The sequence below is a fragment of the Pseudarthrobacter enclensis genome (assembly GCF_030811655.1).
Taxonomy (GTDB): Bacteria; Actinomycetota; Actinomycetes; order Actinomycetales; family Micrococcaceae; genus Arthrobacter; species Arthrobacter enclensis_A.
In genome coordinates, this window is the sequence record NZ_JAUSRE010000006.1 from 209,385 (window position 1) to 224,117 (window position 14,733).

16 protein-coding genes, 1 tRNA gene, 1 other RNA gene and 1 pseudogene are annotated in these 14,733 nt (G+C 64.5%); 6 read left to right on the forward strand and 13 right to left on the reverse strand.

Annotated features, from left to right (window positions below):
* Positions 1–10 precede the first annotated feature (10 nt).
* The 5 genes from J2X98_RS08080 to rnpB form a co-directional block, all read right to left on the reverse strand.
* Positions 11–805 (reverse strand): HNH endonuclease family protein, encoded by a 795-nt coding sequence (locus tag J2X98_RS08080; RefSeq protein ID WP_141941841.1) that lies wholly within the window; start codon positions 803–805, stop codon positions 11–13.
* Between the two features lie 124 nt (positions 806–929).
* A complete protein-coding gene (locus J2X98_RS08085) occupies positions 930–1,139 on the reverse strand; it encodes a hypothetical protein (RefSeq protein ID WP_307306425.1) in 210 nt (69 codons plus the stop codon).
* Positions 1,140–1,213: 74 nt separating this feature from the next.
* On the reverse strand, positions 1,214–2,692 hold the full coding sequence (locus J2X98_RS08090; protein WP_307306429.1) for a glyceraldehyde-3-phosphate dehydrogenase: 1,479 nt from the start codon (positions 2,690–2,692) through the stop codon (positions 1,214–1,216).
* 253 nt (positions 2,693–2,945) lie between these two features.
* Positions 2,946–3,479 carry a TspO/MBR family protein gene (locus J2X98_RS08095; protein WP_307306432.1) on the reverse strand — a complete coding sequence of 178 codons (534 nt, stop codon included), beginning with the start codon at positions 3,477–3,479 and terminating at the stop codon, positions 2,946–2,948.
* A gap of 44 nt (positions 3,480–3,523) precedes the next feature.
* Positions 3,524–3,910: RNase P RNA component class A (rnpB, locus tag J2X98_RS08100), an RNA gene on the reverse strand.
* A gap of 57 nt (positions 3,911–3,967) precedes the next feature.
* On the opposite strand from rnpB, the gene J2X98_RS08105 reads away from it, so the two are divergent.
* Positions 3,968–4,732, forward strand: a complete 765-nt coding sequence (locus J2X98_RS08105; RefSeq protein ID WP_307306434.1) for a YaaA family protein — start codon at positions 3,968–3,970, stop codon at positions 4,730–4,732.
* Between the two features lie 27 nt (positions 4,733–4,759).
* Here J2X98_RS08105 and J2X98_RS08110 read toward each other — a convergent pair whose 3' ends face one another.
* Positions 4,760–5,497 carry a zinc ribbon domain-containing protein gene (locus tag J2X98_RS08110; protein ID WP_141941852.1) on the reverse strand — a complete coding sequence of 246 codons (738 nt, stop codon included), beginning with the start codon at positions 5,495–5,497 and terminating at the stop codon, positions 4,760–4,762.
* A gap of 103 nt (positions 5,498–5,600) precedes the next feature.
* Positions 5,601–6,524, reverse strand: coding sequence for a Nif3-like dinuclear metal center hexameric protein (locus J2X98_RS08115; protein ID WP_307306440.1), 924 nt, complete (start codon positions 6,522–6,524; stop codon positions 5,601–5,603).
* Positions 6,525–6,624: 100 nt separating this feature from the next.
* Between J2X98_RS08115 and msrA the strand changes: the two genes are divergently transcribed.
* The 3 genes from msrA (at position 6,625) to epsC (ending at position 8,773) form a co-directional block, all read left to right on the forward strand.
* Positions 6,625–7,149, forward strand: coding sequence for a peptide-methionine (S)-S-oxide reductase MsrA (gene msrA, locus J2X98_RS08120; RefSeq protein WP_307306442.1), 525 nt, complete (start codon positions 6,625–6,627; stop codon positions 7,147–7,149).
* A 64-nt stretch (positions 7,150–7,213) separates the two neighbouring features.
* Positions 7,214–8,149, forward strand: coding sequence for a cysteine synthase A (gene cysK, locus J2X98_RS08125; RefSeq protein WP_141941856.1), 936 nt, complete (start codon positions 7,214–7,216; stop codon positions 8,147–8,149).
* Between the two features lie 39 nt (positions 8,150–8,188).
* Complete coding sequence (gene epsC / locus J2X98_RS08130; RefSeq protein WP_018769514.1) at positions 8,189–8,773, forward strand: serine O-acetyltransferase EpsC; 585 nt, start codon at positions 8,189–8,191, stop codon at positions 8,771–8,773.
* Positions 8,774–8,857: 84 nt separating this feature from the next.
* Here the strand turns inward: epsC and gndA are convergent, their stop codons facing one another.
* The gene (gene gndA / locus J2X98_RS08135) at positions 8,858–10,294 is read right to left on the reverse strand and encodes an NADP-dependent phosphogluconate dehydrogenase (RefSeq protein ID WP_307306448.1); all 1,437 of its coding nucleotides are present in this window, start codon (positions 10,292–10,294) and stop codon (positions 8,858–8,860) included.
* A 235-nt stretch (positions 10,295–10,529) separates the two neighbouring features.
* On the opposite strand from gndA, the gene J2X98_RS08140 reads away from it, so the two are divergent.
* Positions 10,530–11,255, forward strand: a complete 726-nt coding sequence (locus J2X98_RS08140) for a FadR/GntR family transcriptional regulator (protein WP_307306450.1) — start codon at positions 10,530–10,532, stop codon at positions 11,253–11,255.
* A gap of 172 nt (positions 11,256–11,427) precedes the next feature.
* Here J2X98_RS08140 and J2X98_RS08145 read toward each other — a convergent pair whose 3' ends face one another.
* The 5 genes from J2X98_RS08145 to J2X98_RS08165 all read right to left on the reverse strand — a co-directional run bounded on the left by J2X98_RS08145 (position 11,428) and on the right by J2X98_RS08165 (position 13,825).
* Complete coding sequence (locus J2X98_RS08145; RefSeq protein WP_307306453.1) at positions 11,428–11,718, reverse strand: hypothetical protein; 291 nt, start codon at positions 11,716–11,718, stop codon at positions 11,428–11,430.
* A gap of 98 nt (positions 11,719–11,816) precedes the next feature.
* A tRNA-Val gene (locus J2X98_RS08150) sits at positions 11,817–11,892 on the reverse strand.
* A 96-nt stretch (positions 11,893–11,988) separates the two neighbouring features.
* Positions 11,989–12,909: an NAD-dependent protein deacetylase gene (locus J2X98_RS08155; protein WP_307306456.1), complete on the reverse strand. Its 921-nt coding sequence runs from the start codon at positions 12,907–12,909 to the stop codon at positions 11,989–11,991.
* Positions 12,910–12,914: 5 nt separating this feature from the next.
* Positions 12,915–13,409, reverse strand: coding sequence for a peroxiredoxin (locus J2X98_RS08160; RefSeq protein ID WP_307306459.1), 495 nt, complete (start codon positions 13,407–13,409; stop codon positions 12,915–12,917).
* The gene (locus tag J2X98_RS08165) at positions 13,406–13,825 is read right to left on the reverse strand and encodes a DUF3052 domain-containing protein (RefSeq protein WP_141941867.1); all 420 of its coding nucleotides are present in this window, start codon (positions 13,823–13,825) and stop codon (positions 13,406–13,408) included. The genes J2X98_RS08160 and J2X98_RS08165 overlap by 4 nt, the downstream gene beginning before the upstream one ends.
* Positions 13,826–14,250: 425 nt before the next feature.
* Here J2X98_RS08165 and J2X98_RS08170 point away from each other — a divergent pair.
* Positions 14,251–14,733, forward strand: a pseudogene (locus tag J2X98_RS08170) (pyruvate dehydrogenase (acetyl-transferring), homodimeric type); the annotation flags it as partial.

The following is a 14,733-nucleotide window of genomic DNA, read 5'->3' on the forward strand; positions in this document are numbered from 1 at the left end:
TTGGACGCGCTCAGCGGACGGTGATGGTCTGCTGCTTCGGGCATGAACCGAGGACCTGCTTCATGGCGTCCTTTTCCGCCGGAGTCACCCACAGTCCGTACGCCGCTTTCACTGAGATCTGGCGGGCCACATAGTGGCAGCGGATGGCCGTGTTTTTGGGCAGCCAGGTGGCGGCGTCCCCGGCGCTCTTCTGCTGGTTGGCTGCACCATCCGCGGCGATGAGGTTCAGTGGATCGTTGGCCAGGTTCTGGCGTTCCTTGGCTCCCAGGCCCTGCGCGCCCTTTTGCCAGGCATCGCCAAGTGCCACCACGTGATCAATCTGGACGGCACGGCTGCTCTCGGAGCCGCGGCGGAAGTCAACGTCCCTGCCCGTATAGGGTTCGAGGAGGTGCCCGGCAGTGACGCTGCACGTGGAGCCCTCGGAAAACACCACGCCGGACAGGTCCCTGCGAAGGATGTCGTTGCGGGTATCACACCCGTTCCGGTCGACGTCCAGCCATGCCTGGCCGAAGGCCTCCCGGCTGTAGTTGGTGCCCGGCGCCCGGCCCTTCACGGGCAGGCCGTCCAGCGCCGACAGCGCGGTACCGGGCGGTACCGGATTGGGCTCCTGCACCGGCTTCATCCAGCCGGCGTCGAACACGGGGGCCTCGGACGGTCCCCGCTGTGTTGGCCCAGCGGCGAATTGGCCGGCTGCGAAGAACCAGGCCAGTGCGACGACGATACCCACCGCGGCTGCGGCCAAAATGGCCCAGGCCTGCCGGGACCGGCGGCGTGCGCGGCGGTACGCTGACCAGCTTGCGGTCACGGCGTCAACGGCGAAAAGGGAAAGTCAGGCACCCCAAGAGCCTAGGTCAAAGCACCAGGCCGGCCAGTGATATCCACACTGTTGAGGACGAGTGACGGGTCACACGTTCCCCAGCCCCCGGCCCCTACTGCTCCTTCGTGACCCTGCGAAGATCCTCCTCGGCGATTGACAGCAGGCCCTCGAGCTGGCGTACCCGCTCATCGCTGACATCGCCCGTCTTCTGCTCTGCACGCGCGCGCTCAAGCAGGCGCACAGCTTCCTTATGGTTGGCTTTTGCCACGTCCAGGGCGTGCTCAAGGGTGGTTTCGTGCTGAAGCGTCGATTCGTTGTCCATGCCACCAGTCTGGTCCGGATTCCCGGCTGATTCCAGTGAACCAGCCGGGAATTGGCAGGACGTGTCGCTATTGGTCAGACGGCGATCGCGGCCAGGGCGGCCGCGCTTTCCTTGGCGGGGAACGACGGCGGGTTTACGCCAGCCATTTCCTCCATGACCCGGACCACCTGGCAGCTGTAGCCGAATTCGTTGTCGTACCAGACGTACAGGACCAGGTTCTTGTCCGTGGAAACCGTGGCCAGGCCGTCAACGATGCCTGCACGGCGGGAGCCCACGAAGTCGGTGGAGACAACCTCGGGCGAGTCGATGTAGTCGATCTGCTTGCGCAGGTCCGAGTGCAGGGACATCTCGCGCAGGTAGTTGTTCACCTCATCCTTGGTGGTGCCGTTTTCAAGGGTGAGGTTCAGGATAGCCAGGGAGACGTCCGGGGTGGGCACGCGGATGGAGCTTCCGGTGAGCTTGCCCAGGAGTTCGGGCAGCGCCTTGGCTACAGCCTTGGCGGCACCGGTTTCGGTGATGACCATGTTCAGCGCGGCGGAACGTCCGCGGCGGTCGCCCTTGTGGAAGTTGTCGATCAGGTTCTGGTCGTTGGTGAAGGAGTGCACGGTTTCCACGTGACCGTGGATCACGCCGAACTTGTCGTTGATGGCCTTCAGCACCGGAGTGATGGCGTTGGTGGTGCAGGACGCCGCCGAGACGATCCTGTCCGAATCTGTGATGTCGCGGTGATTGATGCCGTGGACAATGTTCTTCAGCTCGCCCTTGCCCGGAGCCGTCAGCAGGACGCGGGCCACGCCCTCGCTCTGCAGGTGCTGGGACAGCCCTTCGGCGTCCCGCCAGCGGCCGGTGTTGTCCACCACCAGGGCATCCTTGATTCCGTACGCGGTGTAATCGATAGTGGCGGGGTCGTTCGAGTAGATCACCTGGATGCGGACGCCGTTGGCCGTGATGGTGTTGGCTTCTTCATCGATCCGGATGGTGCCCTCGAAGGAACCATGCACGGAGTCCCGGCGGAGCAGGCTGGCCCGCTTGGAAAGGTCGTTGTCGGACCCGCGGCGGACCACGATGGCGCGCAGCCGCAGTCCGTGGCCGCCACCGGCCTTTTCGATCAGCAGGCGTGCCAGGAGCCGCCCGATGCGGCCGAAGCCGTAGAGCACCACGTCGGTGCTGGTGCGCTCGTCGGCACCACGCTTGCCAACGATCTCGGCGAGTTCGGCCCGAAGGAACTCTTCAAGGGTGGCTCCGTCGCCTTCTTCCTTGAATTTCTGGTTCAGGCGGGCGATATCGATCGCGGCAGCGCCCAGATCCAGGCCGGCCAACGTGTTGAGCAGGGGTGCGGTGTCCTCCAGGAGCAGTTCGTCCTTGCTCATCCGGCGCGCAAAACGGTGTGCCTTGAGGATGTTCATGGTGGACTTGTTGATCAGGCTCCGGCCGTGGATGCTGGTCACCACGTTGTTTTCGCGGTACAGCCTGCCGATGACCGGGATCATGGCCTCAGCCAGGGCCTCCCGGCCCATCCACGTATCAAGACAAGAATCAGACGTCTGGCTCACAGAAATACCTTCCTCGGTTCAGCCGTGTACGTCCTCGTACACGGATGTAGGCCACCTGATGATGTCCAGGGGCACCGGCACCTGCAGGGATGGCCCCCAGGCACCTGGATCGCGTGCAAAGAAAAACCGCCGGCTGCGAACGCAACTTTCGGCGGTAGAACTCCTGCGTCCGGTATCCATTCTAATTTGGCGCCCCACACGGAACACGCTTGCGCTGCGTGAAATCACTCACACGGTATGCGGCGGTGGCCTCTCAGTTATGCATGGCGGCATACAGGTTCAGGCTGGCGGAGAAGACAAGCCAGTAGAAATACGGCAGCACCAGGACCCCGGCGGCGGCGTCGACAGGTCCGAACCGCAGGATGAGGAACGCAAGGGTGCCTGTAAGTGCGCAGATAATCAGGAATGCCGCCCAGAGGGCCGGCGCTCCAAGCATTGGATACAGCCCGAAGAATGCCACCGGCCAGGCAGTGTTGAGCAGCAGTTGGAGTACATAGCCGGTACGGGTTCCGCCGGTCAGGCCGCCCCTGCGCCACACCAGCCATGCCGCTGCGGCCACCCCGGCGTACAGCCCCATCCACGTGGTCCGGAACATCCACGACGGCGGCATCCAGGGAGCCTTCACCGAACCGGCGTACCAGCCATTGGCATTCAGGATGATGGGGGCCGAGGCGAGCACCCAGGCCAGGGCGGAGAGGGCAAGGAATCCGGCCAGTGCAGCGACCTGTGACCGGGCACCGGCAACAGGCACCCGGGCGTCGGGGCGGGGGTCAGGAATTACGGGCACGGTCCAGCATCCCCGACACATTGCCCGTGGTCAAACGCGATATGTGGATGGGACAGCCGGTACGCCGGGTTCTGTTCTCCCCCGCCGTTACCGGCAAGGGAGCGACGGCCATCCATCTACGAGTACCGTTGCCGGCACCCTCCAGCGGCCTACCCGGACACTCGGGCGGGCAGCCCTCGAACGTGTCCTGTCTGGCCTTGCTCCGGGTGGGGTTTACCTAGCCTTCCCGGTCACCCGGGAAGCTGGTGGTCTCTTACACCACCGTTTCACCCTTACCTGCTGTTCCCGGCATGGCCGGGAACGCGGGCGGTCTGTTTTCTGTGGCACTGGCCTGCGGGTTACCCCGAGTGGGTGTTACCCACCACCCTGCCCTGCGGAGCCCGGACGTTCCTCGAGCCACTTGCGTAGCGCGCGGCCGTCTGGCTGTCCCATCCGCGTCCATCCTACCGGCGCCCGGCGGCTGCTGCTGCCGCCGGTAGGATCGGACGGTGCTGATTCTGCTTCCCCCTTCCGAAGGCAAGACACCCGCGCCCAGTGGTCCCGCCGTCGACTGGTCCTCCCTGGGCTTTCCGGATCTGAACCCCTGCCGCGCCAAGGTCCTCGATGCGCTGGGTACGGTCAGCGCGCATGAGGACGCCCTTGCGCTGCTGGGCGTTGGAGCATCGCTGCGGGACGACGTCGAACGCAACACACGCCTGCACGGCGAGCCCGCGGCACCGGCACACAGTATCTACTCCGGCGTACTGTATGACGCCCTGGGCTACCGTACGCTGACACCTGCCCAGCGCCGGAAGGCGGATGAGGCGGTCGTGGTAATTTCGGCGCTCTGGGGTGCGCTCCGCTTCAGCGACAGCGTCCCGGCCTACCGCTTGTCCATGGGCGCCGCACTGCCCGATGTCGGCCGGCTGGCTCCGTTCTGGAAGGCGCATCTTGCCGGCGCGCTTGGCGCCGCAGCACAGGGACACCTGCTGGTGGATTGCCGCTCCAGCACCTACGCTGCCGCGTGGGCTCCGCCGCCGGAACAGACCGTTGCCGTGAACGTCTTCACGGAGACCGGCGGCGTCCGCAAGGTGGTGAGCCACTTCGCCAAGCACACCCGGGGCGAACTGGCGCGGCACCTGCTGGTGAGGCGGGGCAAAGCCCCGGTGTCGCCGTCGGACCTCCTGAAGGCCGCGCGCGAAAAGTGGGACACCGAACTGGTGGCCGGTACCGCCCGCAAGCCGCACGCCCTGAACATCATCCTGCCCGGCTGATTTACCCCGCGGGCCATTGCCGGCTGTTCAGGACCAATCGTCGGAGCGGACCAGGATAGCGCCCGAGTCCGGGCAGAAAACAATGTCGTCGGCGGCAGCGGCCCTGATCTCGGCAAGGTCGCCGGGGCTGAGCTTCATGCCCGAGGCCTCGGAGGTGCCGTGGAAGAGGCGAGCTGCGCCGACTCCCCGCTTTGCCAGGGTCTTTTCGTAAACCGCCAGCATTCCGGCATCCAGGCCGGCGGCGAATGCGGCGCGCTGGGCACCAATCCCCGCCGCCTCCGTTTCCACCTCCGCCAGGGCGGCATCAAGCTCGGCCCTGATGGTTCCGAAAGATCCCTGGATGTCATCGACGATCTGCTGCTGGGCTGCCTGCCGTTCCCGCAGCGATTCCAGCCGCTCCATGACTTCCAGTTCCGCGTCTTCAAGATCCGACCGCCGCTTGTTCAGCGAAGCGATGTCCTTCTGCAGGGCCACCAGATCCTTGGACAGCCCGGTGCCGCTGTTGAGCCGGGCCTCGTCGCGTTCGATCCGCGACGCCACCTGCTCGACGTCGGCCTCGGCCCTTTTCAGCTCGGCCTCGGCGTCGTGGACGGCCACCTTCGCTGCGCCGAGTTCACCGTTCGCCACGGACAGTGCGGCCTCAAGGTCCTTGATACGGGGATCATTTTCCAAGGTGCGGCGGCGGTTGGCGAGTCCCTTGAGCCTGGCGTCTAGCCCCTGCAGTTCGAGCAACTTCAACTGTTCCGCCGGTGCTGCCTTGGCCACTGTTACCTCCGCTGGATCCCTTCCGGCCGCAGCCGGGCACCGTACCGGCGCTTCCTAGACTCTAGCGCGTGGCCCGCTCCCCTGCCTGACCCGGCGCCGAATGCTAGCCAGGGGTCAGGATGAAATCCCACGGATCACTGTTGGTGGTGCTGACCCGGATCTCCACCTCATGGCCCTGGTCCGCCAGGACGTTGCCCAGGGCTGCCGCCGCCGCAGGCAGCCAAAGCCACTCGCTGGCAAAGTGGGACACATCCACCAGGTAGGGCCGCCCGTTGAGGGCAGCCTCACGCGCCTCCGACGCTGGATGGTGGCGCAGGTCTGCCGTTACGTAGACATCGGCGTTGCTGGCCCGCACCTCATTGAACAGGGAGTCGCCGGCGCCGCCGCATACCGCGATCCGCCGCACCAGCCCGTCCTTGTCACCGGAAACCCGCACTCCCCCTGCCACGGACGGAAGGATGCCGAAAACCCGGGCTGCAAAGTCGCCCAGGTTCATGGCGTCCGCCAGGTCGCCCACCCGCCCGATGCCTTCCTCCGGAAGTCCGTTGGCGGCAACGGTGAGTGGCGCGACGTCCTGGAGCCCCAGCGCGTCGGCAAGGACATCGGAGACACCTCCGACGGCGGAGTCCCCGTTGGTGTGTACCGTCAGCAGCGCCGTTCCCGACTCAATGAGGCGGTGGACAGCCCGGCCCTTTGCCGACGTGGCAGCCACTGACGTGACGCCCTTCAGCAGCAACGGGTGGTGGGTAATAAGCAGTTCGGCTCCCCACTCCACAGCCTCGTCGATGACTTCCAGAGTGGGATCGACCGCGAACATCACCTTGGACACGGACGCCGAAGGGTGCCCTGCCACCAGGCCCACCTCGTCCCAATTCTCCGCAAGGGATTCCGGCCACAGTTCCTCGACGGCCAAGAGCAACTCAGCCAGCGTGGGGTTGTCCGCGGAACCGGTCGGGGCCGGCGTGTCGGAGGAGGTTTCGCCGTCGTGATCTGCCTGGCCGGTAACGTCGGTGTCCACAGGTTCCATAGTCTTAGTTTTACCCCATTGGGTACCGGCCGCCGCAGTTTGCACCGGCCGCGCCGGGCCGCCGGGGAATGATCCTGCGCCGTCAACCATTGAAGAGGTCATGAAAACTTTTGTTCTTGGCGGGGGCTGCTTCTGGTGCCTTGATGCCGTCTACCAGAAGACCAGGGGCGTCACTTCGGTGGTGTCCGGCTACACCGGCGGCCACGATCCGGACCCTGACTACTACTCTGTCTGCAGCGGAACCACGGGCCACGCCGAAGTTGTGGCGGTGACCTTCAATGAGGAAATCATCCCCGCTGAGGTCATCCTGGACATGTTCTTCGCCCTGCATGATCCCACCACGCTGAACCGCCAGGGCTACGACGTGGGCACCCAGTACCGTTCCTCGATGTTCTACGAGACCACCGAGGAGAAGATCCTTTTTGAAGAGGCGATCGAACGCAACCAGGCCCTGTGGCCGCATCCGATCGTCACCGAGGTCAGCCGCCTCCCACGGTTCCATGTGGCGGAGGAATTCCACCAGGATTACTACGCCAAACACCCCGAGCAGGGGTACTGCCAGGTGATCATCAACCCTAAGCTGGCCAAGGCCCGGAAATATTACTCTGCGTGGCTTAACGCTTAGCTACCGTTACCCGGCCTCGTTAGGCTGACCTCAGTATTCACCCCTTAGAGATAGGCGTATGTACATGGCACGGATCTATGACGATGTGACGCAACTGGTCGGCGGGACCCCGCTGGTCCGGTTGAACCGGCTCAGCGAGGGGCTGGATGCCACCGTTGCCGTGAAGCTGGAGTTCTACAACCCGGCCAACAGCGTCAAGGACCGCATCGGTGTTGCCATCATCGACGCCGCGGAGAAGTCCGGCGCCCTGAAGCCCGGCGGCACCATTGTCGAAGGTACCTCGGGCAACACGGGCATCGCCCTTGCCATGGTGGGCGCCGCCCGCGGCTACAAGGTCATCCTCACCATGCCCGAGACCATGTCCACGGAGCGGCGCGTCATGCTCCGCGCCTTTGGTGCCGAGATCGTGCTTACCCCAGGCTCCGAGGGCATGAGGGGTGCCGTGGAAAAGGCCCAGGAGATCGTGGCCAACACGGAAAACTCCATCTGGGCCCAGCAGTTCGCCAACGAAGCCAACCCGGAAATCCACCGCAAGACCACCGCTGAGGAGGTTTGGGCAGACACGGACGGAGCCGTTGACATTTTCGTGGCAGGAATCGGCACCGGCGGCACCATCACCGGTGTGGGCCAGGTCCTGAAGGAACGCAAGCCGGGCGTCCAGATCGTGGCCGTGGAACCCAAGGACTCCGCCATCCTGAACGGCGGTGCCCCGGGCCCGCACAAGATCCAGGGCCTGGGCGCCAACTTCATCCCGGAACTGCTGGACACCAGCGTCTACGACGAAGTGATTGACGCCACCCTTGAGGATTCCGTCCGGGTGGCCCGCGAACTGGGCGTCAAGGAAGGCATCCTGGGCGGCATCTCCTCGGGCGCCATCGTTTGGGCGGCCCTGGAGCTGGCCAAGCGGCCGGAAAATGCCGGCAAGCTGATTGTGGCGGTCGTGTGCGACTTCGGTGAGCGTTACATCTCCACCGTGCTCTATGACGACATCCGCGGCTGATCAGTCCGCTGTCCGCCCGTTTCCTGTAGAAAGAACTTTGTGGGCTTTTTCGCAAGACTGAAGGAAGACCTCGACGCCGCCCGGTCACACGACCCGGCGGCTCGAGGTTCTTTTGAGAACTTTTTCGCCTATTCCGGTCTCCACGCCATATGGATCCACCGGCTGACCCACCGCATGTGGCAGAACCCGTCACTGCGGTTTCCGGCGCGGCTCCTGTCGCAGCTGGGCCGGTCCTGGACCGGTATCGAAATCCATCCGGGCGCGACCATAGGCCGCCGTTTCTTCATCGACCACGGCATGGGCGTGGTCATTGGCGAGACCGCCGAGATCGGCGAGGACGTAATGATCTACCACGGTGTGACGCTGGGCGGACGGTCCCTGGCCAGGATCAAGCGCCACCCCACCATCGGTGACCGCGTGACCATTGGTGCCGGCGCGAAGATCCTGGGACCGATCACCATCGGCCGGGACAGCGCCGTTGGCGCCAATGCCGTAGTGGTCAAGGACGCGCCACCGGAATCCATCGTTACCGGCGTTCCCGCCAAATGGCGGCACCGCGACGCGCAACGGGAAACCAAGCCGGCCGTGGACCCGGCAGAATACGACATCGAATACCGGATCTGATTCATTAGCAGCCATAGACAAAGGCGGGCAGTTCCACCGGGTGACCGGGGAACTGCCCGCCTTTGTTATGCGGCAGCGGGGATACTAATGGGTGTCCACCGCTTCAATTTCGGACTTGTCCTCGCCCCACAGGGTGTGGAAGGTTCCTTCGGTGTCAACGCGGCCGTAAGTGTGTGCACCGAACAGGTCGCGCTGGCCCTGGATCAGGGCGGCGGCCACGCGCTTGCGGCGCAGGCCGTCGTAGTACGCGAGCGATGAGGAGAACACCGGTACCGGGATGCCCAGCTGGACGGCCGTTGCAACCACGCGGCGCCACGCCGGCAGGGCATCTGCAATCGCCTTGGTGAAGGCCGGGGCGAACAGCAGGTTGGCCGGCTTCTCATCGGCGGCGTAGGCCTTGGTGATGTCCTTCAGCAGTTCGGCGCGGATGATGCAGCCCGCCCGCCACAGGGAAGCGATCTCGTCCAGCTTCAGGTCCCAGCCGTATTCCTTGGCAGCGGAGGTCAGCATGTCCAGGCCCTGGGCGTAGGAGACCAGCTTGGAGGCGTAGAGGGCCTGGCGGACGTCCTCGACGAACGTCTCCGGAATTTCCACCTTAACCTCGTTGCCGGCCAGGAGTTCCTGGCCCAGCTTGCGCTGGGCAGCCTGGGAGGAGAGGGCGCGGGCAAAGACGGACTCGGCGATCCCGGACACCGGGGAGCCGAGTTCCAGGGCTGAGATAACGGTCCAGCGGCCCGTGCCCTTCTGTCCGGCGGCGTCAACCACGACGTCGACGAACGGCTTTCCGGTCCTGGCGTCCACATGGCCCAGGACTTCCGCGGAGATTTCGATCAGGAAGGAGGACAGCTCGCCCTTGTTCCATTCGGTGAAAATCTTTGCCTGTTCGGCAGGCTCGATACCGGCGCCGGAGCGCAGGAGGTCGAAGGCCTCGCCGATGACCTGCATGTCGGCGTACTCGATGCCGTTGTGGACCATCTTGACGAAGTGTCCCGCACCGTCGGTGCCGATCCACGCGCAGCAGGGCTCGCCGTCGACCTTTGCGGAGATCTTCTCCAGCAGGGGGCCGAGGGCCTTATAGGACTCCTTGGAGCCGCCGGGCATGATGGAGGGACCGTTCAGTGCGCCTTCCTCACCGCCGGACACGCCGACGCCCACGAAGTGAAGGTCCTTCTTGGCCAGCGCGGCTTCCCGGCGGCGGGTGTCCTCATAGTGGGAGTTGCCGGCATCGATGATGATGTCGCCCGGCTCCAGCAGCGGCTCGAGCTGCTCGATGACCGAGTCCACCGGCTTGCCGGCCTTGACCATGATCAGCACTCGGCGCGGCTTTTCCAGGGAATCAACCAGTTCCTGCAGGGTTTCGGTCCGGATGAAGTCCCCTTCCGAGCCGTGCTTCTCCAGCAGGGCGTCAGTCTTCTCCACTGACCTGTTGTGGAGGGCAACCGTGAACCCGTTCCGGGCCAGGTTGCGGGCCAGGTTGGCGCCCATGACGGCGAGGCCGGTGACACCGATGTGTGCAGACATCAATAACTCCAATTCATTGTTCGCCTCGGCTGCCGGCTTCCGCAGGAGGGAAGGCGCCGGGGCAGATCAGGGGGTCGGAATAAAGCATATATATTCTGGCGGTGACGCGAAAGTAACGTCCGCGTCATGGAACCGATTGTGTCGGTGCCAGTCTAGGGCTGCCGCGCCGCGGTGTCCCGGGCGAGCGGGGGCCGGCCTGAAGTCCGGACGCCTGCCAACAACTAGGCTTAGCTTCATGACCAGCAGCCTCCACCACCGTGCCATCGACAACCTGGGCACGCGGATCATCTCGGGGGATCTTCCTGCCGGCCATGTCATGCTGGCCGAGCAGCTCGAGGTTGAATTGAAGGTTTCCCGGTCAGTCATCCGCGAAGCGGTGCGGGTGCTGCAGTCTCTGGGCCTGGTGGAAACCACCAAGCGCGTGGGCATCCGGGTCTTGCCGTCAAGCCGTTGGAATCCCTTTGATCCGCAGGTCATCAGGTGGCGCCTGGCCAGCGACGCCCGCGGGGCCCAGCTGCGCTCCCTCGCCGAGCTGCGCGCAGCAGTGGAACCGGCCGCTGCCGAGCTGGCGGCACAGAACGCCCCGGCACCCCTGCGGATGGAACTCGTCGACGTTGCCCGCGCCATGCGCGAGGCCGGCAACAACGGCGAAGTTGCGCGCTTCCTGGAGCTGGATATCCGCTTCCACTCACTGCTGCTCTCGGGGTCCGGCAACGAGATGTTCGCGAACCTCATGGGGCAGGTTGCCGAAACCCTGACCGGCCGCACCGTCCACGGCCTGATGCCCGACCACCCGCACCAGGCCGCCCTGCAGTGGCATGAGGATGTGGCGGAGGCAATCGCCAGGGGCGACGCCACCTCGGCCCGCGAAGCCTCAGACCGGATCATGCGGCGGACCATGTCCCAAATGGCCGATACGTGGACGGAGCAGCCCCGCGTGTTCATCCCCCTTCGGCAGTAGCAGCCTGCTGCCGTCGGCCGAAACGCCGGCGTGTGCGACACAGAACGGAACATGACTTTTTGTTTCCGGCAGTTCACGGTATATTCATTGCAAGCCCTCCCCCGCGGCATCCCCCAATAGTCGCGGTGGAGGGTTTTCCAATGCCCGGAAACAGCCGGAAGGCACCCGGTACCTAAGCCGCTCCCGCCACAGTTTCCCGGAGGTGCCAGCCGCCGCCGAGCCCATCCCGCTGGAGGTACAGCGTGGTCAAGTCGGACCTGCTGTTGTTTCCCAGCCTGACCTGCAGCTGCAGGACCTCAACGTCAACGCCACTGTTGCCCTTTGGCATGCGCCGGCTGGTCTCCCACCAGTTGATGCGCTCAAACCACCTGACAGGCTCGGCACCCACAGCCCATTCCCTGCCCCGGCTCAGCACCGCCGTCGGAATTCCGTTGCCGTTTGTTTGCACGATGACCTTTTCCATTCCAGCAACGTAAGGCAGGGGTCTGACAATGGCAGTCCGCATCCAGGTATGAAAAAACCCCGCTGCCTGCCACGAATGGCAGGGCAACGGGGTTTTCCTGGTGGGTCCTACCGGGATCGAACCGATGACATCCACGGTGTAAACGTGGCGCTCTACCAGCTGAGCTAAAGACCCAAAACGCGCTGATCCCGGCCATTCCGCCGTAACCAACGAACATAGACTCTACCGGACTGTGGGCCCGAAACGCGAATCCGGGCGCCGCCTTCTCCGCTACAGGGAAGGAAGTTCAACCGCGAGGTAGCCCAGTGCCTGGCTTACCCCCGCTTCGAGCTTGATGGTCGCCTTCTCATCACCGCGGGTGGCACCCCTGTTGATGATGACCACCGGCTTGTTCTCCTTGGCGGCGTGCCGCACAAACCGTAGGCCGCTCATGACCGTCAGGGAGGATCCCGCCACCACCAGCGCCGCCGCCTCATCCACCATGGCATACGAGCGTTCCACCCGGTCCTTGGGCACGTTCTCGCCAAAGTAGACGAAATCAGGCTTCAGCGTACCGCCGCAGGCAGGACAAACCGCCACCACGAAGCTGCGGATCAGTGCCAGGTCCTCAACCGTTGCGTCCGCATCGGGAGCCATCTCCACAAGGCCGGTGGCTGCTGCCCGCTCCAGGAATCCGGGGTTGAGTTCCTCGAAGACGCCCGCCAGGAGGCGCCGGGAGTAAGTACGTCCGCAGTCAAGGCAGATGACCTGGTCATACCGGCCATGGAGATCGACGACGTTTGAACTGCCCGCGTCCTGGTGGAGGCGGTCCACGTTCTGTGTAACAAGGCCGGTGAGGTACCCACGGCGTTCCAGCTCGGCGGCCGAAAAGTGGCCCCGGTTGGGGTCCGCGTGCCTCATGTGCGACCAGCCGATATGATTCCGGGCCCAATAGCGCTGGCGGTTGGCCGGGTCCCGGACGAACTCCTGGTATGTCATGGGCGACCGCGGCGGCGAATCCGGGCCACGGTAGTCCGGTATTCCCGAGTCGGTGCTGAGGCCGGCACCCGTCAGCAGCGCGAAGCGAGCGCCGGCGAGCAGGTCCCGGATCCGGGCCAGTACTTCCAAATCAGCATCGGAAAGTGGTGCAGGATCCACGGGCGGCATACTGGCGAAACCGGTAAGCCCGGTGCCCCGCCGCTGCCCATCCATGCCGCTCAGGCCAGCTTCAGGTCCGCGAGGGCTTTGCGGTACTCGGCGAAGTCGCGGGCCTGGCCGCGGGGGTTCACCACGCTGTAACGGACCCGCCCTTCGGCGTCGATGATGAAGGTTGCCCGCTTGGCCATGCCGCTGCCGGCATCAAACACGCCATAGGCCCCGGCGACACCGCCGTGCGGCCAGAAATCGGCCAGGAGGTCAAAGGTGTAGCCCTCCTGCGCGGCATAAGCGCGGAGGCTGAACTTACTGTCCACGGACACTGCCAGTACCACGGCGTTCGAATCATCGAACAGGCCCAGGTTGTCCCGAATCTCGCACAGCTCGCCGGTGCAGATGCCGGAGAAAGCGAAAGGATAGAAGACCAGTGCCACATTCTGCCCACGGAACGACGATAGCCTGACCGGCTCACCGTACTGGTTGGCCAACTCGAAATCCGGAGCCAGTGACCCCAGGGCAGGGGCATCGGCGGAAGCGGCCTCAACCGCTGCTGTCATTTGTTCTTCCTGCTGACCAGGCGGGTGGCGCTCCAGTCCTTCGATACCCCGGCAGAAGTAGTGACATGCAGGCCGGCAGTGGGTGCGGCTTCCTGGATGTCAGCGGGCGAAACATAGCCGTCCCTGCCGGACTTGGGGGTGAGGACCCAGACAACGCCGTTTTCGCTCAGCGTGGTGAGCGAATCCACCAGGCTGTCCACCAGGTCACCGTCGCCGTCACGCCACCAGAGGATGACGGCGTCCGCTACCTCGTGATCGTCCTCATCAAGCAATTCGGAACCGGTGAGGTCCTCAATATCGTCACGCAAGTCGAAATCGACATCGTCGTCGTAACCGAACTCCTGAATCAGATCCCCGTTTTTGAAACCCAATTTTTCCGCCACATTTACCGAAGTGGCGGCGTCGGCCTCGCTCACGTGTTCCTCCAATACGTCATATATGCGGTGCGCATAGTGATTTCCATTACTCCCAAGCCAACACCCTTTGTGCCTGCGCTTCAAGCTGCAGCCCCCGGGATTGCGCATATTCTGCGTCACATGCGGTTGCGGCAGCCCCGGTGCAGGGGCTTTTCGTCACACAACCAGTATGACGAACGAAATACAACCGCAGCACCGCGGGCAGCTACGCATCGTCTTCCCGTCAGGGCTAGAGTGGCTGGTGACAACTATGCCTGCGGTACGAGAACCTTGTGACTCCGTGCAGACATAGGAGCGCTAGGAAGCTGCCCGGCACACATGACCGGGCTGTTGTAACCGATACGTCGCACACGGCGTATGTACGCCGGGCAGTCACCCTGCCTGGCCTGAGTGCGCCGATTCACGCGCGCAAAGAGAGGTTGGACGTGGCTGCAGGAGAAGATACCTCCCATATCCTCAGCGGGTTGACTAACCAGCTGCCTGATCGTGATCCGGAAGAGACTGCCGAGTGGGTTGAGTCCCTGGATGCGTTGATCAGGGAACAGGGCACCGAGCGTGCCCAATACATCATGCGGAGCCTGCTGCAGCGCGCGGGCGCGCAGAGCGTGGGTGTGCCGATGGTGACCACGACGGATTACGTGAACACGATCCCGGTGGACCAGGAAGCAGAGTTCCCGGGCAACGAGGAGTACGAGCGCCGTTACCGGGCGTACATGCGGTGGAACGCCGCGGTCATGGTGCACCGGGCGCAGCGGCCCGATATCGGGGTCGGCGGCCACATCTCCACCTACGCCGGGGCGGCGACCCTGTACGAGGTCGGGTTCAACCACTTCTTCCGCGGCAAGGACCACCCCGGCGGCGGGGACCAGGTCTTCTTCCAGGGCCACGCCTCCCCCGGCATGTACGCC

Excerpts from the sequence above, each read along its gene's own strand:
- J2X98_RS08085 (WP_307306425.1), bottom strand. The coding sequence starts at position 1,139 with ATGGACAACGAATCGACGCTTCAGCACGAAACCACCCTTGAGCACGCC.
- J2X98_RS08115 (WP_307306440.1), bottom strand. The coding sequence starts at position 6,524 with ATGGAACCTGTGGACACCGACGTTACCGGCCAGGCAGATCACGACGGC.
- msrA (WP_307306442.1), top strand. The coding sequence starts at position 6,625 with ATGAAAACTTTTGTTCTTGGCGGGGGCTGCTTCTGGTGCCTTGATGCC.
- cysK (WP_141941856.1), top strand. The coding sequence starts at position 7,214 with ATGGCACGGATCTATGACGATGTGACGCAACTGGTCGGCGGGACCCCG.
- gndA (WP_307306448.1), bottom strand. The coding sequence starts at position 10,294 with ATGTCTGCACACATCGGTGTCACCGGCCTCGCCGTCATGGGCGCCAAC.
- J2X98_RS08140 (WP_307306450.1), top strand. The coding sequence starts at position 10,530 with ATGACCAGCAGCCTCCACCACCGTGCCATCGACAACCTGGGCACGCGG.
- J2X98_RS08145 (WP_307306453.1), bottom strand. The coding sequence starts at position 11,718 with ATGGAAAAGGTCATCGTGCAAACAAACGGCAACGGAATTCCGACGGCG.
- J2X98_RS08155 (WP_307306456.1), bottom strand. The coding sequence starts at position 12,909 with ATGGATGGGCAGCGGCGGGGCACCGGGCTTACCGGTTTCGCCAGTATG.
- J2X98_RS08160 (WP_307306459.1), bottom strand. The coding sequence starts at position 13,409 with ATGACAGCAGCGGTTGAGGCCGCTTCCGCCGATGCCCCTGCCCTGGGG.